This is a genomic window from Pedobacter antarcticus (genome assembly GCF_900112985.1).
Classification (GTDB): domain Bacteria; phylum Bacteroidota; class Bacteroidia; order Sphingobacteriales; family Sphingobacteriaceae; genus Pedobacter; species Pedobacter antarcticus.
This window is the reverse complement of sequence record NZ_FONS01000009.1, coordinates 102,917-119,624: the sequence shown is the minus strand read 5'-3', so window position 1 is coordinate 119,624 and position 16,708 is coordinate 102,917. Positions and strand designations below refer to the sequence as shown.

The window sequence follows — 16,708 nt, the reverse complement described above, 5'->3', positions numbered from 1 at the left end:
ACTGTTATTTAATAGTTTCAACTGTACTGCCGCAGGTAAGCATCTGTGAGCCGTAATACGGATTTTTCACCTCATTCTCTTTGCTTAGCCAATTTGCACCCTTACCTCCATTGTACATAGGACAATGCTGGTAATAAACAGGAGTATCCTGCTTGGAAACTTTAGCAAGTGTGTAGATGCCTTCCGAAAGTGCTGCAAATGCACCCCGTTGTTTTACAACATCTTTTGATTTTGCAATGCTTTCCGCAGTGGTTATTAGGTTTTGCATTACTTTCATCCAAACTATATGCTCTTCTGCCGATAGTTTATTCATATCTACAGCCTTAATGGATGCAGCCAGTTCAGTGGCTTTGGCAGACGTGATGGATGCATCAGTTTTTATCAAAGCATCTTTCACTGAAAAGTAGTTGGCAAATACAGCTTTTAACTGTGATTGGTCTGGGCTTGCTTCTTTGTTAGCGGATGTTGTCATTTCGCTATGGTTGTGATTGCCATGCCCGGCACTCATGTTCATTCCTGCTTCTTTGTTTTTGGTAGCCGTCTTTATAGGTCTATCGTACTGGCAACATCCGGCAAGTTTAGCATATACGTCATCCGGCGCACGGAATTTATCGCTGTCATAACCAGCCAAAGCGATACGTTTCAGGATTTCATCTTGATTTGTTTTGTTGCCGTCGTAGGTGAGTGTAGCCATTTTGGTATCTTCGTTCCACTCCACATTGGCTACTTTTTTTAAGTTACCTGCTTTTTCTATGGTGGTTTTGCAAAGATCACAATTGCCATAAATCTTTACGATTTCAGTTTTCGCATTCTTGATTTGTGCGAAAGCATTTATTGAGGATAGTAATACAGCGATTACCATCACTATTTTTGATAATGATTTCATAATAATTACATTTTGAGAAATGGGAATAATAAAAACCTATTTCTGTTTGAAATTTCTTAGTAAATTATATAAATAAGGGATTTACAAAAACCTGAACAGATTTTGATAAAGCACACTTATGGCTATCATGCCAATGGTATTAGCTTATTTTAGGCGGTTGCCAAATGGAAAAGTATCCCGAAGAATAATGAATTTGTTTGAAACCAAACTTTTGCTTTTTTATTTCTGCAAAATAGTCTCTATTGATCTCTAAATGTGAGATTATAGCGATAGAGGGTGATGGGGCATTATTTGTACAGGTTTTATCTTTACAATTACCACTACAATGTCCTTTATCTTCCTTACTTTTTTTACAGGATTTGGTCTTACAGCAATCTTGGGCTTTTAAAGCTTTCTTTTTAGAACATGAAGATTGTTCAGTTTTTGTTGATTTTTTTGAACACGCATAACTTTGATTGGGCATCAAAAGGAAGCCCAAACAAAAAAGTATGACTATGCCGATATGTATATTCAAATTTTTCAACTCTTCAAAAGTATGAAATTATTTTTTTCAATTGATATAATTTTCACACATATAAAAACCTATTTGATTATTTTACATTAAAATTTGCAAAAATAATCAAATAGGTATATCAATAAAAGCTATTCTGTAGGCAGAACTTCTATTTTAAAGCCTGCCTTTTGTACGGTTGATATTACCTCTTGCTCAGTAATGCCCTCTGACTTCACAGTTAGCACCTTATTCTTATCATTAGTATCAACCTCCCAATGGCAGATGCCATCGGCATTATCCAAATGTGGCTTTACAGATGCTAAACACCCACCACAATTAATGTTGGTCTTAAATTGAAATTGTTTATTTTCCATCGTTTACAAATTTTAGAGTTATCTGATAGTACAAATTTCCGTGTTGTACTGTTAATTATTGTTATGTAATTTCCTGTTTGATTTGTGAGATTTACTGATTTATCTCTTCCACTTCAATCGAAGGCTGTTACTTACCACGCTAACGCTGCTCAATGCCATTGCTGCTCCTGCAATCATCGGGTTCAATAAGAAACCATTGATAGGATATAGGATACCTGCTGCAATCGGAATACCGATTAGGTTATAGATGAACGCCCAAAACAGGTTTTGCTTGATGGTCGCGACGGTCTGTTTAGATAATCTAATCGCCTGCGGTATTTTGGTCAGGTCTGATGAAATAATGGTCATCTTCGCCACGTCCATTGCGATATCAGAACCTTTACCCATTGCAATGCTTACATCGGCAGTTGCAAGAGCTGTACTGTCATTGATACCGTCCCCGACCATTGCTACTACTTTGCCCTGTGCTTGTAGTTCTTTTACAAAGTCGGCTTTGTGCTGTGGCAATACTTCTGCTTTATAATGCCCGATGCCTGTTTGCTGTGCAATGGCTTTGGCAGTCGCTTCGTTATCTCCGGTCAACATATACAGGTCTATGCCCATATCCTGTATTTCCTTGATAGCTGCTACCGATGTTTCTTTGATTTTATCGGAAATCGCCACTACAGAAAGTGCCTGTTTGCTGTTTGCAAACCAGATAACGGTTTTAGACTGCGTGCCCCATTCGTCTGCCTGCTGTTGCAGTTGGTCGGCAATGGTAATGTTGTTTTCAGCTAACAGCTTTTTATTACCTACATAGTAAGTGTCGTTGTTGTAATCGGCTTTTGCGCCTTTACCTGTGATACTGTCAAAGTTTGATAATGCAGTGGTGGAAACGCCCTCCAAATGCTTCACGACGGCTTCCGCTAATGGGTGTTCAGATTGCTTTTCGATGCTCAATAAAACATCTTTGGTAGCATCGTCATTGTTCAGCCATTGGATGCCTGTAACTTCGGGTCTTCCCTCGGTAATCGTACCTGTTTTATCCAATACGATGGCGTTCACTTTTTTCGCCAATTCCAGGCTTTCCGCATCTTTAATCAGGATGCCGTTTTCAGCACCTTTACCAACGCCTACCATAATAGCGGTCGGTGTAGCCAAGCCTAAAGCACAAGGGCAAGCAATGACTAATACGGTAACGGCTGCTAAAAGACCTTGTACTAAGCCGTTGTCGCCTCCTAATATCAGCCATAAAAAGAACGTCAGAACAGCGATACCCATTACTACCGGAACAAAAATACCTGCTATTTTATCCACCAGTTTTTGTACAGGTGCTTTACTTCCTTGTGCGTCCTGTACCATTTTGATAATTTGGGCAAGCATTGTTTCTTTACCCACTTTTACCGCCTTGAACTGGAAGCTACCTTTTTGGTTGATGGTTCCTGCAAATACCTTTTCGTTTTCCTTTTTCAGTACCGGAACAGGCTCACCGCTTAGCATACTTTCATCTACATAAGAATTGCCCGATACGACCATACCATCCACTGCAATTTTTTCGCCAGGCTTAACCAAAATAATATCGCCTGCGTTTACATCTTCGATGGCTTTTTGTCTTTCCGTGCCGTAGGCTTCTATTACGATAACCGTTTTCGGCTGTAAGCCCATCAGCTTTTTAATGGCTGATGAGGTATTGCCTTTGGCTTTTTCTTCCAATAATTTACCCAATAGAATAAAGGCAACGATTACGGCTGCCGCTTCAAAGTACACGTGTGCGTGTAAGCCTCTTTGATGCCAAAAGTCCATAAACAGCATATTGAATACACTGAATATATAGGCGATACCTGTACTCAAGGCAACCAACGTGTCCATATTGGCGGAACGGTGCTTTGCCTGCTTCCATGCATTGATAAAGAAGTCTTTACCTAACCATAAAACTACTGGAGTGGAGAATGCCCACATTATTTCATTACCATAAGGCATATCCATAAAGAACATACCGATAATGACTACTGGGAGCGATAGGATTACCGCCCAAATGGTTTTGTTTTTAAGTTTTTTGAATTTTTCGGCGTGGATAGCTTCTAAGGTTTCTTGCTGCTTGTTCTCGTCTTCGAGCAAGAGGTCATAACCGCCATCCTGTACCGCTTTACGGATTTGCTCGGAACTGGTTATATTCGGCAGGAACTCAACGTTGAGGTTTCCTGTACCGTAATTCACTTCGGCATTTACTACCCCAGAAGTATATTTTGCCATACTTTCGGCACTGCCTGCACAGGACGCACAGGTCATACCCAATACAGGATAAGTCTTTTTAACGGTAGGAACGCCGTAGCCTAAATCTTTGATTGCCTTTACAGCTTCGCCTACTACCTCGTTATCATTAACGGTAATAGCCACCCTGCGGTTGTTTAGCTCTACTTTGTGGCTTTCCACACCTTGCACCTGTGCCAGTCCTTTATCTACTATTAATGCACAATGCTCACTTTCTACATCCTCTAAGGGAATATATATTGTATCTCTATTCGTTGCCATATCTCGATTGCTTTATTTAACAATACAAAATTGGCAATAACAAAGGGGATTTCTATTGTGAAATTATAGGATTGATTTGTAAGATTTACTTAAACCTTATCCAGTGGCTTGCGTTTGTCTTCCCGTATCTGTTTGAAATGGCTCGGCGTCAATCCTGTTACTTTCTTGAACTGGTTACTGAGGTAAGCCACGCTTGAATAATTCAGACGATCCGCAATTTCACTTAACGAAAGCTCATCATAAACCAAAAGTTCTTTTACTTTTTCTATCTTTTGGGCTATAAAGTATTTTTCTATTGTAGTTCCTTCTACTTCTGAAAAGAAGTTGGACAAGTAGTTGTAATCGTTGTGCAAGGCATTACTAAGTATATTAGAAAGATTGGTTTTAATTTCATTGTCCTGATGATGCACCAAATCAATGATAATGCTTTTTATCTTTTCAATCATACGACTTTTTTTGTCGTCGATGACTTCAAAGCCTAATGGGGCTAAAATTTTGACCAAAGTATCTTTTTCGGCAGGTGTAATTTCCTTGTCAAGGATAACTTCTCCCAGCTTAATATTTTTAGCATTTAAGCTCAGCTTATCCAATTCAGCTTGCACAACCATAATGCAGCGGTCGCATACCATATTTTTAATAAAGAGTGTCGTCATAATTTTTTGCTAACCATGTTTTATTAATTGATTAACAAAATTACAATTTAAAATTCTTACTTCGACCTTTGTAGATTTAATAGAATTATATTGAATTTAATCATCTCTACTGTACCAAATGCTGCAAATCTGGGTCGTTTTTGATACGCTCCAATTCCTTTTCGATAATCTGTACAATGTCTTGTTTTATCTGACGGTAATTGCTGTCAATATCCTGCTTCATTTTATCTTCTCCGTGTTCATCAACAAACGATAGGATTTCCGGTATCTTCTGATAGACTTTAGTTTCTGCGGCAACTTTTTCATTGTCCACTACAATTTCAGCGTGGAAAATCTTTTGGTCGATACGTTCATCAAAGTTATCTGATACAGATCCGACAAACATACCTTGTGTAAGCGTTGAAATTTTGGAAGCCGGAATAAGGCTATCTAACTGTGTGGAAATAGAGGTAGATTTATCATTCCTGTTAATCGTCATACTTTGGCGTTTCTGCAATACTTTTCCGAAACGTTCCGAAAGGCTTTTTGCCGTTTCGCCAACTACCTGCCCGGAGAAAATATTACCAACGGTATTTTGAATTACCTTACTTTCCTTGTCGCCATAATCCCTTGTTAATTGCGAAAAATCCTGAAAGCCCAAACATACAGCCACCTTATTACTTCTCGCTGTTGCGATAAGATTATCCAGTCCTCTAAAATATATCGTAGGCAACTCATCTATGATTACTGAACTCTTTAATTGTCCCTTTTTGTTGATGAGCTTTACAATTCTTGAATTGTATAAACCCAATGCTGCGGAATAGATATTTTGACGGTCAGGATTGTTACCAACGCACAAAATTTTAGGTTCTTTCGGGCTGTTGATGTCAAGTGAAAAGTCATCGCCAGTCATAACCCAATACAACTGCGGGCTAATCATTCTTGACAAAGGGATTTTTGCCGATGCAATCTGTCCCTGCAATTGGTCTTGTGCGCCACCTTGCCAGGCATCCATAAACGGAGAAAGATAGTTTTCCAAATCGGAATATGAGGTCAGAATGGTAAATACGTCCGAATACTTTTTATTCAGCAATTCAATGGCGTGCGGGAATGTACAATACTTACCATCCTCATAGATTTTCAGATACCAAATAATGGCAGCCAATAGGATAATTGGGCTTTCCACGAAAAAATCCCCTTGCTTCTGTATCCAGCTACGGTTGAGGTTCAGCATTATGGTGTAAGCCGCTTCGTAAGCGTCGGAAATGTCTGTCATAAAATCGGGATTGAGTGGATTGCACCTATGGCTCTTGCGTGGGTCATCGAAATTTATCACATAGAATTTTGGTTGAACTTTGTACTTATCCCGATGCTTCAATAAATGATTGTAGGCAATGGTGGAAAGGTCGTCAAATTTAAAATCATATATATACATACTAAAGCCTTTCTCAATCTGCTGCTTGATGTAGTTGTTTACGATGGCATAAGATTTACCGGAACCCGGAGTACCCAACACGATTGATGCCCTGAAAGGATTTACAATGTTTATCCAACCGTTGTTCCATTTGCCTTTGTAGTAAAATTTGGTGGGCAGGTTAACGGAATATTCATTTTCCATCAGCTTTGTTTCCTGTTGAAAGCTCTCGTTCTCGTTGTTGAAAACATCGTCCATTAAGTTGGTACGAAGCAAGCGGCTCATCCATACGCCCGCCATCAGCAAAGCAATATAACCTAACGAGATAGTAAGGATATACAGAAATGTGCCTATTACCGGAGATAGCTTTAACAACGGCGTGTTCAGAAAGAACAGCACAAAACCAACGCCCAAAGCCACGTAGATTTTAGCCCAGGTTATCTTCTCATTCTTTACGCCTTTCGTTCCCAAACAACTCAAAGCAAGCAAAACCAAAGCGAACGCCTTGGTATAAAGGGTATGTGAAAACAAGCCCGCCGTCCGGTCGAAATTGCCTAATATCTTGTTGATTATTTCCAACGTCCAACCACGTTCTAAAAAGAACCCGTAGCAGAACCAATAAAGGTGCATCAGCACCAAAAGAATACTGACTGCCCGCATAAAAGCCATTATTTTGGCTAAACCTCTTAAATCGTCTTCTCCCTGCATTCTTTTTTAGTTTTAATGTTCGGGCGTGAATTTAAAGGCTCTACACAGCGGCTATAAGAATGTGGCAGTCAATGGCGGTGCGTGGCAGTGTTTGGCGAAGTGATAAGAGTTGTAGCTTCTATGATCCTTTTGTATCGTAACATTTATGAAGCATCCAAATAAAAAATACTTTTAGTTGCTCTTCTGTTTTCTGTCCGTCAGCAACATTTTTTGTCCTGCTGAATTGGTGGACAAGGAACACTTCCGTAACTACAATAAACACAACAGTCTCCTTGTTTTGGTTTAAGAACTTGTTTGCATTTTTCACATTCGTAGAAATATTGGCAAGCGTCTGTCGGCATTGTTTCTTCTTTCTTGTGTCCGCAGTTGGGGCAAGTAATTGTTGATTGCAATATGATTTCCATTTGGTTTTATTTTTTGTCGGTTACAGAATATCCTGTTGAGTTAATTGCTTTTTCGACCTCAGAAATATTCGTTTTTGAGTTGTCAAATTCCACGATTGCGTTTCCTTTTTCGTATGAGGCGTTTGAACTTATTATTCCTGTCAATTTATTTACTTCGTGATTTACGTGTTCGCCACAACTTGCACAAGTCATTCCGCTAATCGTAAATTCTACTTTTTGAATATTGGATTTGTCCACCGCTATAATTTGCTTTTCTGTCTTTGGGTAGAAAATGCTTGAGTAGTATGGAAAGGCAAGCATTACGATTGCAAATGCTGTTACAATTCCTAAAAACATTTTTGACTGAATGAATTTTGGTTTTTCTTCTGTCTCACAATTGCAATCTATCTGCTTTTTGGGTTTCAACTTTTGATACCAAGCAAAACCAAGAACCAAAATTGTCAACCCGATAAAATAGGGTCGAAAAGGTTCAAGCCAAGAAAAAGTGGAAGCAAGACCGCTTGTTCCTGCAATAAGAGCCAATACTGGTGTGATGCAACAAAGAGAAGCTGCAATTGTAGTCAAAAGTCCTGCACCAATTAATTTTTTGTCAGTTTTCATATTGTTTCTAATATTTTGTTTTCGTCAAGTATTTTGAAAAATGGTTTCAGCATTTTTTCATACTCTTTAGTCAGTGAGTGAAAAATAGTTTGAGCTTCTCGTTCGGTTTCAATAAGTTTTCTGTCTTTGAGTTTCCGCAAGTGTTGTGAAACCGCTGAAATTGTCATACCAAGAATATCACTTATATCACAAACACAAAGTCGTTTTTCTTCATAAAGTAGAAAGAGTATTTTCAGTCTTACATTGTTTCCCGCTAATTCAAGTCCGTTCGATAAATAGTCAAAAGAACCGTTGAGTTCTGAAACTCGGTCTTTACAGCGGTTTATTTGTTTAATGTCTGCTTGTTGTCGTATGCAAGAATTATTGTCCATAGCACAAAGATAGTCAATTTGTTTATTTAAGCAATTACTTAAATACAACTCAAATTCTTTCAGAATTATAAAGTGACAGCTCAATAAATCTTTTTAAAAACAGATTTTTAATTCCAAAATCTGACCTCTTACAGTCTTCTTTTTTTTTTCTTCTTCATTTTGTTAGCAAAATCCTGTTCCTCGTAATCATCGCCCTGTGCTTCGGGTAACAAACCGCCAAATGCCTCAATCAAACCGTCTTCGTGTTTTTCAGTAGTATTCAGGAAGTCGAACAAATGGTGTGGTTCTTCCGCAGGAAGATCCGCATCATTTGATGTGGATAGTTTGGGTTGTAAAATAGCAGGTTCTTTAATATCGGGTTTGATATTATTGTTCCAATAATCATTAAAGGCATTGGCAGAAAGTTTCTTGCTCAAACGTGAACCGTTCCAAACCGTTTTAGAATTGTGGTCTATAAAAGTCATTCCGTAAATACGCCCTGTGTCATTTCTACGAACCACAACGTTAATGCCCTGTTCGCCTAACTGTTTTTTAAAAGCCTGTTCATCACTTGTGGTTTGCAGGGCAATAGTTACAACAGCTTTAATGGTTGGTTTTGTCGGGTGGTCTTTTAAATCCTCTTTGCATTTTGCAAAATGCAATTCCAAAGCCGGAAGCCCTGCATTTTTACCAAACAACGAAGCCTTGAACGGAAGCCCGGCTCTTTCGCCTTTTTCATTTAAAGGAATGTACAGTAAACCCTGCCGTAGTTGTCCCTGCAATTCGCCCTGCACTTTTTCGGTAGTAACATTGAACAGGGAAAGCAAAGCATTGTATTCGCCCAAAGTCTGAAATTTATAATAATTCGGCAGGTGGCGGACTACTGAAGCAATTTGACTTTTTACATCGCCTGCTTTGTAATCTACCGGACGGAAAACCTTATCATTCTGAGTGCGCTCTTTGTCTGTTGCAGGTATCAGCCCGTGTTGCCTTTCCAGTTCTCGGCATACATTCATTGACCGCATTTTCTCGAATTTGTCCGAAATCTTTTTGCCCTGCTCGTCCACGCAAACCGATACAATGTGTATATGGCTGCGGTCAATATCGGTATGCTTAAACACTACGAAAGGTTGTTCGCCGTAACCCATTTCCCGCATATACTGCTCCGCCATTTGCCGAAACCTGTCATCGCTAACCTTATCTTTCGGGTCGGGATTAAGCGAAATATGCAACGTATGTTTCTCGGTATTACGGTTGGCTATCAAATAAGGGGCAAAAGATTGTGCTAATTGTGCAACAGTATATGCTCCGTTTGACCTTTCGATTATCTTATTTGTGAACAGAATTTTTCCATTTTCATTCTCCACTTTCAGATTGTTATATGCCAATGCTCCGTACAAATTTTCGCTTCTGCCGATTTTCGCTATCATTTCTAAGACTGTTTTTTTAGATGTTTTGCTTCAAATTCTTCAGTTATCTGAATGATTTTTTGGCATAGCATCGCCATTTCAGCCGTCTGTTTTTCCAATTTGTAAAGGAACGCTGCGGCTTTTTTCTCGGAAAAATTCTTGTACAGCAGCTTTACAATCTGGTTATAGTTTACACCAACGGAGCGAAACTGACTGTGAAACGAGGTTAATCTCATATAAAAATCAACCGTTCCCTTGTCAATTTTAACCGATTTCATTTCTTTACTGAACAGCAGAGAAATGATAAACTTTGCTTTATTGGGCATTCCCGATGTTTCAAAAAGCGATAAAAGTTTGGCATTTTCTTCGTCTGTAAGACGGAAAACGTGGCGGTGGATGCTTGGGTCGGTCTTAGCTCTCCGTCCGCCCTTATTCTGTTTTTTGTTATTGTTCTCGTTCATCACTAATCCATTTTAAATCCACGCAAAACGCTGACTTCGGAAGACGTTTTTCAAGCTCCCAGTAGGGCAAGTTGTTTTGAGGCACTAACTCGGTTTCGAGTGCCTCAAAACACAACTTGCCGTGTTCTGTTGAACACAAAAATCCGTCCGCCAAAAAAGGCGGAACCGGATTAAATGTAACAGGGAAAAACGGCTCGATGCCGTTCCCGTTACCCTCCGATTTGTCAAAAGTGTTTTGCATAAATCCATTAATAAAAATCATTGTACAAAGTAAAGCCCTGTTTACGAAAGCATTGTATTGTATAACAGTGCCAAACACTGCCTTTGAACGCCAAACACTGCCACACCGCAATCAGAGGGCAAATCAATCGCTTTATTTGCCGTATAATTTTAGTGCAGGTAGTAAAAAATGTATCTAAACAAAGAAGAAAATAAGGTTTGTAAACAGGCAGTTTGGAATAAAAGCATAAGGTTTTAAAAGCATAAAACAATAAAAGTGTAAAAGCATAAAAGCATAAAAGCGGTAAAGCAATTTACCTGTTGCAAGGTTTGCCACTTGCCAAAGAATGTACCTGACAAGGCAAAAATGAAAGCAGATACCTGTGCAGGAAAGTACCCAAAAGGGAATGCAGGAATATAGGAATGAGGTAATAATCAGATAAACCAATATTCAATCCTGCAAAACAAATAAAGTGTGTAACAATAAATTTTTAAATAATGGAAACAACAAAGAAAACTTTAAAAATCAGCTTCTCCACCCAAAAAGGCGGTGTGGGAAAATCTACAATGACCACTTTGCTGGCAAGTGTACTTCACTACCGTTTGGGTTTTAATGTGCTGGTGATGGACTGCGACTTTCCGCAACACAGCCTGACCAATATGCGTGAACGGGATAAGAGAACCATAATGCAGAACGGCTACCATAAAAAAGCGGCAATGAAGCAGTTTCAAGCCATCAACAAAAAAGCATACCCGATTATTAAATGCAAAGCTGAAACAGCTTTGGAGAAAGCATCGGAATACAGAAGCCAGTCGGTGGTTGTACCGGATGTTATTTTCTTCGACCTGCCGGGAACTGCCAATACCAAAGGCGTACTGACTACCTTAAAAAAAATGGACTTTATCTTTTCGCCCATTACTGCCGACCGTTTGGTAGTGGAAAGTACATTGGGCTTTACCAAAGCCTTTCTCGGACTTCCCCAAACGGACGAGGGCAATCCCGAACAAGAGATGTGGCTGTTTTGGAACCAAGTGGACGGCAGGGAAAAAACAGGTTTGTATGATGCGTATCAAAGTGTCATCAAAGAACTCAACCTGCCTATAATGGAAACAAGAATAATGGATAGCAAGCGTTTCCGAAAGGAAACAGACGATACAGGTAGTTATGTATTCCGGTCAAGTTTGCTGCCTGCCGAACCACAGTTAATGAAAGCAACCAAAATGGATTTGTTTGTCGAGGAATTTTTAAAAATCACTCATCTATAAAAGCATTAAACTATGAGTTCAGATAACAAAAACAACGATTTTGAAAAGCCCAATGTTGATGAGGAATACCTTATGAACGTCATAAGCGGCGATGAGCCTGTTGCTCCACCGACCATTAACAAAAAGCAGGACGTACCAAAAGAAAACAAGCCCAGGGAAAAAGCCCGTAACAGTTTATCAAAGAAAGCGGACTATGAGGAAACGTTTTTGGTCAATCGGTTTCCGTCCGGTCGTAACGGCAAGGTCGTTTACATACGCCCTGAATACCACGAAAGATTGCTGCGTATTGTACAATTAACAAGGGAGGAAAGAACAACGCTCTACTCATACATTGACAATATTCTTGACCACCACTTCAAGGAGTTCGGGGAAGATATTACAGATTATTTCAACGACCATTTTAAACCCATTTTGTAGCTATGGAAATAGTAATTGTGATATGCCTGCTGATAGTCATTGTCCTGCTTTTACAAGATAAGATTGTCATTCATAAAAGGTCAAAACAAGAACCTCCGCAGAAGAAAGTCAATCCGAACCTGCCCGATATTATGGGGCAACCCAAACCTGTAGAACGCCTTTCAGTGCCAAACACTGCCAATGAACGCCAAATTGAGGAACCGGAGATAAACCCTGCTAATTTAGACATTGAATACGACGAAAATGAAAACGTAAGTGCTCAAATTCCGCAGGAAGAGCTGGACGAAGTTTTCAGAAATATGCCTGATTTGGAGGAAGAGGAAGAAGAATGGAACAGGTACGGAATGTCTGGTGGTGATAACGGTTTTGCCCAAGGGGTTACCTATGACGAACTAAGCTCCGTGGGGGTGTTGCTCCAAAAAGAAGAATTGGAACCAGCCCAAAAGGAAACAGCGATAGCGATAGTGCAAAAAATACAGGGGACTGAGTTATTCAACCTATTGGAAAATTCTATGGAAGATGCTTCCCGAAAAATAGCCGAGCTTTTGGATAGCACCCTTTCATCTGAAACGGAAGCCGGTTCTTCCACTTTGCGGAAAAGTGATTTGAGTGATTTTGACATTGGGGAGTTTGTGTAAAAAAATAGAAGATTTTAAATGAGCCTGAAATTTAGTTTTTCAGGCTCAATTTTTTCTCACTCATTTCGCCAACTTCAATATTCTGTATGCCCCCCTTGCCACAACTAAGAATACAATTGCTCCGATAATCAAATCGGGATAGCTTGAATTGAGCCAATGAACCAAAAGCCCTGCAACGATAACACCCGAATTGATAATAACATCGTTTGATGTAAAAATCATAGTTGCCTGTATGTGGGCTTCTTTGCTTTTGTTCTTTTGCAACAGGTAAAGACAAAATATATTTGCCATTAGTGCCAAAACAGAAACGATAATCATAGTTTGAAAATCGGGCATTTTTTCAAAGCCTAAAAAACGCCTGATAACTTCAACAAAACCAATAACAGCCAATAGGATTTGAAAGTACCCTGCAAATTTGGCGATGTTGTTTTTCCTTGCTATTGTTCCACCCACAGCGAATAAAGCCAAAGCATAAACGATACTGTCCGCAAGCATATCCAAACTATCAGCTACCAAACCCATTGAATTGGAAAAAATGCCAAACACCATTTCCAATCCAAAGAAAACGAAATTAATAATCAGTACAGTCCAAAGTAGTTTCCGTTGGTTATTATTTGTATCTGTTTCAAAAATTGCATTGCTTTCTTCAGTTGAAATCAATGTAGTATTCAGGTTTAGTGTTCCCAAAGCCGTTAAAATCGGGTCGGGATTTCCATTGTGATAAACGTTCAGCTTTCTGTTTGGAATATCAAACTCTAATGATTTTACCGTATCAAAGTTTTGCAGTTTCATACGGATTAACTGCTCCTCACTTGGGCAATCCATTTTTGTAATATTGAATATTGTTTTGTTCATCTTTTAAAGTTTAAATTTTATTCCTCCGTTAATTACAAATCCGTCCAATGGTGAATAAATATCTTTAAAAACAGGGTTGGTTATAGTACCTGTATAAATGTTATCAAAACGTGTCTGTCTTGTATCAAGGAAGTTTTCAAAGTTGATATATAAAGAAAATCTTTCCCAAATCTTTTCAGCCATAAAGCCACAGGTCCAATAATCGTTTCCTATTGTTCCGTCATTGAGCTTTTGCGGACTGAAATAATAGGCTTCTAAACCAATCTTCCATTTATCCTCAATTTCATACATCAGTACAGAGTTAATACGGTGTTTTGGGGTTAATGGATTTTCGGTAGTTGTTCCGTTTTCAATCAATCGGGTATCGGTAAAGGTGTAGCCCAGAAACAGTTTCAAATCATCATATCCTATTTTTACGTTGGTTTCTGTTCCTTTAGTATGAATGTAGCCCGATGAATTGATGAACTGATAAAGATTAGCAGATGGATTTTGAAGCAACAAAGGATTATCCAGATAAGTATAAAAAAACAATTGGTTTATGCTGAATGTCCAATCATCGCCTATATTAGTACGGTAGTTGATGTCTGCATTTGCTCCGTAGCTCCTTTCTAATTTATTGGTTTTATCGTTAATAGGCATTACGTTTTGATATTGTATGCGTTCGCTTTCTTCGGTAAAAATGGTTGGTGTTTTGTAGCCAAATCCGCCCCCGACACGTGAAGTCAATCCATTTGCAATCTTAAACAATGCCGATACTCTTGGCAAAAAAACAGCTCCATAATCAATCACATAATCCGTCCTTAAACCTGCTTCCAATTGAAGCCAATCGGTAGCCTTAAAAGAATTTTGAACGAAAGCCCCGAATGTGGTATGAGTATAATCCCTCAACGGAAATGCAGTAATCTGTTTTTCTTTAAAATTATCAGTCCAAATATTAACGCCTGTTACCCATTCCGATTTTTCTTTGCTGTGCGTATAGCTTGCTTCCGTAAAAGTAGCGGTCTGCGTTCCCTCAAATTCGTAATTCGGAATAGCCGTATTGCGGTTAAAATAACTTACGCTGTTTTTGAATTGTACAAAACTGTTTTCGTTTACAGTATGGTCAAAAACAAATTGAGTGGAATAACGCTGTGTTTTGTTTTCTTCAAAATATTGATGGGTGTTATCTCCTTTGCCTTTGATGTAGAGCATATCGCCACCCAAACGGTTTTCAATGGTGGTGTTAATACCAAAGTTCATTTTTGTTTTATCATTGAAGTAAACAAATAATTTAGGGTTCAGTACATACCTTTCAAATTGGGGAATTGCAGAAAGCCCGATTTTTGCAGGGTCGTAAGCTCCGTTGCGATTATGCGAAGCAAATATTGTCGTTCCGATTTTCTTAAACTTCTGTCCGTAAAAACCGTTGATGTCTAAACCTCTGCCTGATGTTCCGTTTAAATGAAAGCGTAAATCCCTTTCTTCCGTTGGTGTTTTGGAAATCAGATTGACCAGACCTGCTATTGCTCCACCACCATACAGCGTGGAAGTTGAACCTTTGATAACTTCCACCTGCTTTAAGTCAAGGGGTGGGATTTGCAACAAACCTAACCCACTTGAAGCACCCGAATAAATCGGGAAACCGTCTTTTAAGATTTGCGTATATCGTCCGTCAAGCCCTTGAATACGAATACTTGCGTTGGCACTTGTGGGCGATGTAGTTTGTACATGAATACCTGTACTCTCACTCAAAAGCATACGAATATCCCCTGCTTTCATATTGCCTTTTTCGTCCAATTCTTCACCTCCGATAAATTCAATTCTTGTAGGGATATTTTGGATAGTTCTTGTACTTCTTGTTGATGAAATAACGATTTCTTCCAAATCTTCCGATTGTTCAGAAAGTAGGATTTCAATCGGGGTTGTATCTTTTAACGGAAAATTAAAGCTGTCGGTACGTTGGGCAAAACCAACATAACTAAATTGAATTTCCTGCAAACCGTTTGGAATACCTGTTAATATGATTTGTCCGTTTTCATCTGAAGTTGTTGCGATTGTAGTTCCCGTAACCTGTGCGGTTACGCCCATTAAAAGCTCTTTTTTTTCACTGTCTTTAATTACAGCTTTGAACGTATTTTGTGCATATACACAAAGGTTTAGTGCCATAAAAAATGACAAAATGAGTATTTTTTTCATTGTAAAAATGATGCTTAATATGAATAAATGAATGATAGCGGTGCTATGCACCGCAGGTAATAAACTGTGCTGAAGGCACTACATATTAAACAAGCTGTGGGGGATGCCAAACGGAAAAGGGAAAATCAGAAACAGGCGGTGTTGGCATTGTTCCTAATTTTCTTTGGGGTTCTTTTACTGAATGTGTAACCGAAAAATGAAAAGTAATTAAAACAAATCCCGTACAGGTATTACAGCTAAAAAAAGGCGAACAACAACCCTTATTGCAATCTTGGTCTTCCTGTCCGTTTTGTCCTTGCTCGGTTGTATGCTCCTGCATACATTTATCCTCAATAAAAGTCGGTACTGCTGATAACAGCAATACATAAACGGCTAATATTAAAGATATAAATTTCATTTTGCGAAGATAGTAAATAAACATTGTCCAATAAATATATATATCCTCTTTTTTCCATCTCTATAACGCCACTCACCGCCAAACAATTCCACTGACTGCCACTTTGTTATAACGCCTTCATTTCTGAAACATCTTTGTCTTGAAAGCCCGCAAGGTGCGGGATAAACAGTAACAAATTAATGTGTTTCAATTATGGAAAAACAGAGAAAAAAAGTTTTGCTGGCAGCCGTAGCTATGCTGTCAGGAATTTATGCGTTCGCACAGGGAAACGGTTCGGCCGGTATCAACGAAGCTACCCAAATGGTAACAAGCTATTTCGACCCCGCAACCCAATTAATCTACGCCATCGGTGCGGTGGTTGGGCTCATAGGAGGCGTTAAGGTGTACAACAAATTCAGTTCGGGCGACCCCGACACATCGAAAACTGCGGCGAGCTGGTTCGGTGCGTGTATCTTCTTAATCGTGGCGGCTACCATCCTGCGTTCATTCTTCCTTTAAT

General features: G+C 39.1%; 18 protein-coding genes. 4 read left to right on the top strand and 14 right to left on the bottom strand.

Annotation, left to right across the window (positions count from 1 at the left end):
* Nucleotides 1-4 precede the first annotated feature (4 nt).
* The 11 genes from BM192_RS16540 to BM192_RS16490 form a co-directional block, all read right to left on the bottom strand.
* Entirely contained in the window at nt 5-886 is an 882-nt protein-coding gene (locus BM192_RS16540) for a DUF3347 domain-containing protein (protein ID WP_074964053.1), read from the bottom strand.
* Nucleotides 887-1,528: 642 nt separating this feature from the next.
* Nucleotides 1,529-1,753, bottom strand: a complete 225-nt coding sequence (locus tag BM192_RS16535; RefSeq protein ID WP_037438500.1) for a heavy-metal-associated domain-containing protein — start codon at nt 1,751-1,753, stop codon at nt 1,529-1,531.
* Nucleotides 1,754-1,852: 99 nt separating this feature from the next.
* A complete protein-coding gene (locus BM192_RS16530; RefSeq protein WP_037438498.1) occupies nt 1,853-4,264 on the bottom strand; it encodes a heavy metal translocating P-type ATPase in 2,412 nt (803 codons plus the stop codon).
* An 89-nt stretch (nt 4,265-4,353) separates the two neighbouring features.
* Complete coding sequence (locus BM192_RS16525) at nt 4,354-4,917, bottom strand: helix-turn-helix domain-containing protein (protein ID WP_037438496.1); 564 nt, start codon at nt 4,915-4,917, stop codon at nt 4,354-4,356.
* Nucleotides 4,918-5,023: 106 nt separating this feature from the next.
* Nucleotides 5,024-7,018 carry a conjugal transfer protein MobC gene (gene mobC / locus BM192_RS16520; RefSeq protein WP_037438495.1) on the bottom strand — a complete coding sequence of 665 codons (1,995 nt, stop codon included), beginning with the start codon at nt 7,016-7,018 and terminating at the stop codon, nt 5,024-5,026.
* A 197-nt stretch (nt 7,019-7,215) separates the two neighbouring features.
* On the bottom strand, nt 7,216-7,422 hold the full coding sequence (locus BM192_RS21300; RefSeq protein WP_002996045.1) for a GDCCVxC domain-containing (seleno)protein: 207 nt from the start codon (nt 7,420-7,422) through the stop codon (nt 7,216-7,218).
* A gap of 6 nt (nt 7,423-7,428) precedes the next feature.
* Nucleotides 7,429-8,022: a mercuric transport protein MerTP gene (merTP, locus tag BM192_RS16510; RefSeq protein ID WP_002978464.1), complete on the bottom strand. Its 594-nt coding sequence runs from the start codon at nt 8,020-8,022 to the stop codon at nt 7,429-7,431.
* The gene (locus BM192_RS16505; RefSeq protein WP_002978466.1) at nt 8,019-8,393 is read right to left on the bottom strand and encodes an ArsR/SmtB family transcription factor; all 375 of its coding nucleotides are present in this window, start codon (nt 8,391-8,393) and stop codon (nt 8,019-8,021) included. Before BM192_RS16505 ends, merTP begins: the two co-directional genes overlap by 4 nt.
* 128 nt (nt 8,394-8,521) lie before the next feature.
* Nucleotides 8,522-9,802: a conjugal transfer protein MobB gene (gene mobB, locus BM192_RS16500; RefSeq protein WP_074964052.1), complete on the bottom strand. Its 1,281-nt coding sequence runs from the start codon at nt 9,800-9,802 to the stop codon at nt 8,522-8,524.
* A gap of 2 nt (nt 9,803-9,804) precedes the next feature.
* Nucleotides 9,805-10,242 (bottom strand): conjugal transfer protein MobA, encoded by a 438-nt coding sequence (mobA, locus tag BM192_RS16495; RefSeq protein WP_037438492.1) that lies wholly within the window; start codon nt 10,240-10,242, stop codon nt 9,805-9,807.
* Nucleotides 10,226-10,504 (bottom strand): hypothetical protein, encoded by a 279-nt coding sequence (locus BM192_RS16490; RefSeq protein ID WP_037438490.1) that lies wholly within the window; start codon nt 10,502-10,504, stop codon nt 10,226-10,228. Before BM192_RS16490 ends, mobA begins: the two co-directional genes overlap by 17 nt.
* A gap of 455 nt (nt 10,505-10,959) precedes the next feature.
* Between BM192_RS16490 and BM192_RS16485 the strand changes: the two genes are divergently transcribed.
* The 3 genes from BM192_RS16485 to BM192_RS16475 are packed head-to-tail and all read left to right on the top strand — an operon-like array spanning nt 10,960 to nt 12,782.
* On the top strand, nt 10,960-11,727 hold the full coding sequence (locus BM192_RS16485; protein WP_037438489.1) for a ParA family protein: 768 nt from the start codon (nt 10,960-10,962) through the stop codon (nt 11,725-11,727).
* A gap of 12 nt (nt 11,728-11,739) precedes the next feature.
* The gene (locus BM192_RS16480) at nt 11,740-12,144 is read left to right on the top strand and encodes a DUF3408 domain-containing protein (protein ID WP_026706460.1); all 405 of its coding nucleotides are present in this window, start codon (nt 11,740-11,742) and stop codon (nt 12,142-12,144) included.
* A gap of 2 nt (nt 12,145-12,146) precedes the next feature.
* Nucleotides 12,147-12,782, top strand: a complete 636-nt coding sequence (locus BM192_RS16475) for a hypothetical protein (RefSeq protein ID WP_037438487.1) — start codon at nt 12,147-12,149, stop codon at nt 12,780-12,782.
* Nucleotides 12,783-12,842: 60 nt separating this feature from the next.
* Here BM192_RS16475 and BM192_RS16470 read toward each other — a convergent pair whose 3' ends face one another.
* From BM192_RS16470 to BM192_RS16460, 3 genes are all read right to left on the bottom strand, one after another.
* Nucleotides 12,843-13,637 carry a cation efflux transmembrane domain-containing protein gene (locus tag BM192_RS16470; protein ID WP_026706462.1) on the bottom strand — a complete coding sequence of 265 codons (795 nt, stop codon included), beginning with the start codon at nt 13,635-13,637 and terminating at the stop codon, nt 12,843-12,845.
* Nucleotides 13,638-13,640: 3 nt separating this feature from the next.
* Complete coding sequence (locus BM192_RS16465; protein WP_037438485.1) at nt 13,641-15,812, bottom strand: TonB-dependent receptor; 2,172 nt, start codon at nt 15,810-15,812, stop codon at nt 13,641-13,643.
* An 85-nt stretch (nt 15,813-15,897) separates the two neighbouring features.
* Nucleotides 15,898-16,209 carry a hypothetical protein gene (locus BM192_RS16460; protein ID WP_026706464.1) on the bottom strand — a complete coding sequence of 104 codons (312 nt, stop codon included), beginning with the start codon at nt 16,207-16,209 and terminating at the stop codon, nt 15,898-15,900.
* A 192-nt stretch (nt 16,210-16,401) separates the two neighbouring features.
* Here BM192_RS16460 and BM192_RS16455 point away from each other — a divergent pair, with 192 nt between their 5' ends.
* Nucleotides 16,402-16,707, top strand: coding sequence for a DUF4134 domain-containing protein (locus BM192_RS16455; protein WP_037438482.1), 306 nt, complete (start codon nt 16,402-16,404; stop codon nt 16,705-16,707).
* The last annotated feature ends 1 nt before the right edge of the window (nt 16,708 follow it).

Coding starts and splice junctions, on each gene's coding strand:
- BM192_RS16470 (WP_026706462.1), bottom strand. CDS start 13,637: ATGAACAAAACAATATTCAATATTACAAAAATGGATTGCCCAAGTGAG.
- BM192_RS16525 (WP_037438496.1), bottom strand. CDS start 4,917: ATGACGACACTCTTTATTAAAAATATGGTATGCGACCGCTGCATTATG.
- BM192_RS16475 (WP_037438487.1), top strand. CDS start 12,147: ATGGAAATAGTAATTGTGATATGCCTGCTGATAGTCATTGTCCTGCTT.
- mobC (WP_037438495.1), bottom strand. CDS start 7,018: ATGCAGGGAGAAGACGATTTAAGAGGTTTAGCCAAAATAATGGCTTTT.
- BM192_RS16485 (WP_037438489.1), top strand. CDS start 10,960: ATGGAAACAACAAAGAAAACTTTAAAAATCAGCTTCTCCACCCAAAAA.
- BM192_RS21300 (WP_002996045.1), bottom strand. CDS start 7,422: ATGGAAATCATATTGCAATCAACAATTACTTGCCCCAACTGCGGACAC.
- merTP (WP_002978464.1), bottom strand. CDS start 8,022: ATGAAAACTGACAAAAAATTAATTGGTGCAGGACTTTTGACTACAATT.
- BM192_RS16460 (WP_026706464.1), bottom strand. CDS start 16,209: ATGAAATTTATATCTTTAATATTAGCCGTTTATGTATTGCTGTTATCA.
- BM192_RS16455 (WP_037438482.1), top strand. CDS start 16,402: ATGGAAAAACAGAGAAAAAAAGTTTTGCTGGCAGCCGTAGCTATGCTG.
- BM192_RS16490 (WP_037438490.1), bottom strand. CDS start 10,504: ATGATTTTTATTAATGGATTTATGCAAAACACTTTTGACAAATCGGAG.
- BM192_RS16535 (WP_037438500.1), bottom strand. CDS start 1,753: ATGGAAAATAAACAATTTCAATTTAAGACCAACATTAATTGTGGTGGG.
- mobB (WP_074964052.1), bottom strand. CDS start 9,802: ATGATAGCGAAAATCGGCAGAAGCGAAAATTTGTACGGAGCATTGGCA.
- BM192_RS16530 (WP_037438498.1), bottom strand. CDS start 4,264: ATGGCAACGAATAGAGATACAATATATATTCCCTTAGAGGATGTAGAA.
- BM192_RS16505 (WP_002978466.1), bottom strand. CDS start 8,393: ATGGACAATAATTCTTGCATACGACAACAAGCAGACATTAAACAAATA.
- BM192_RS16465 (WP_037438485.1), bottom strand. CDS start 15,812: ATGAAAAAAATACTCATTTTGTCATTTTTTATGGCACTAAACCTTTGT.
- BM192_RS16540 (WP_074964053.1), bottom strand. CDS start 886: ATGAAATCATTATCAAAAATAGTGATGGTAATCGCTGTATTACTATCC.
- mobA (WP_037438492.1), bottom strand. CDS start 10,242: ATGAACGAGAACAATAACAAAAAACAGAATAAGGGCGGACGGAGAGCT.
- BM192_RS16480 (WP_026706460.1), top strand. CDS start 11,740: ATGAGTTCAGATAACAAAAACAACGATTTTGAAAAGCCCAATGTTGAT.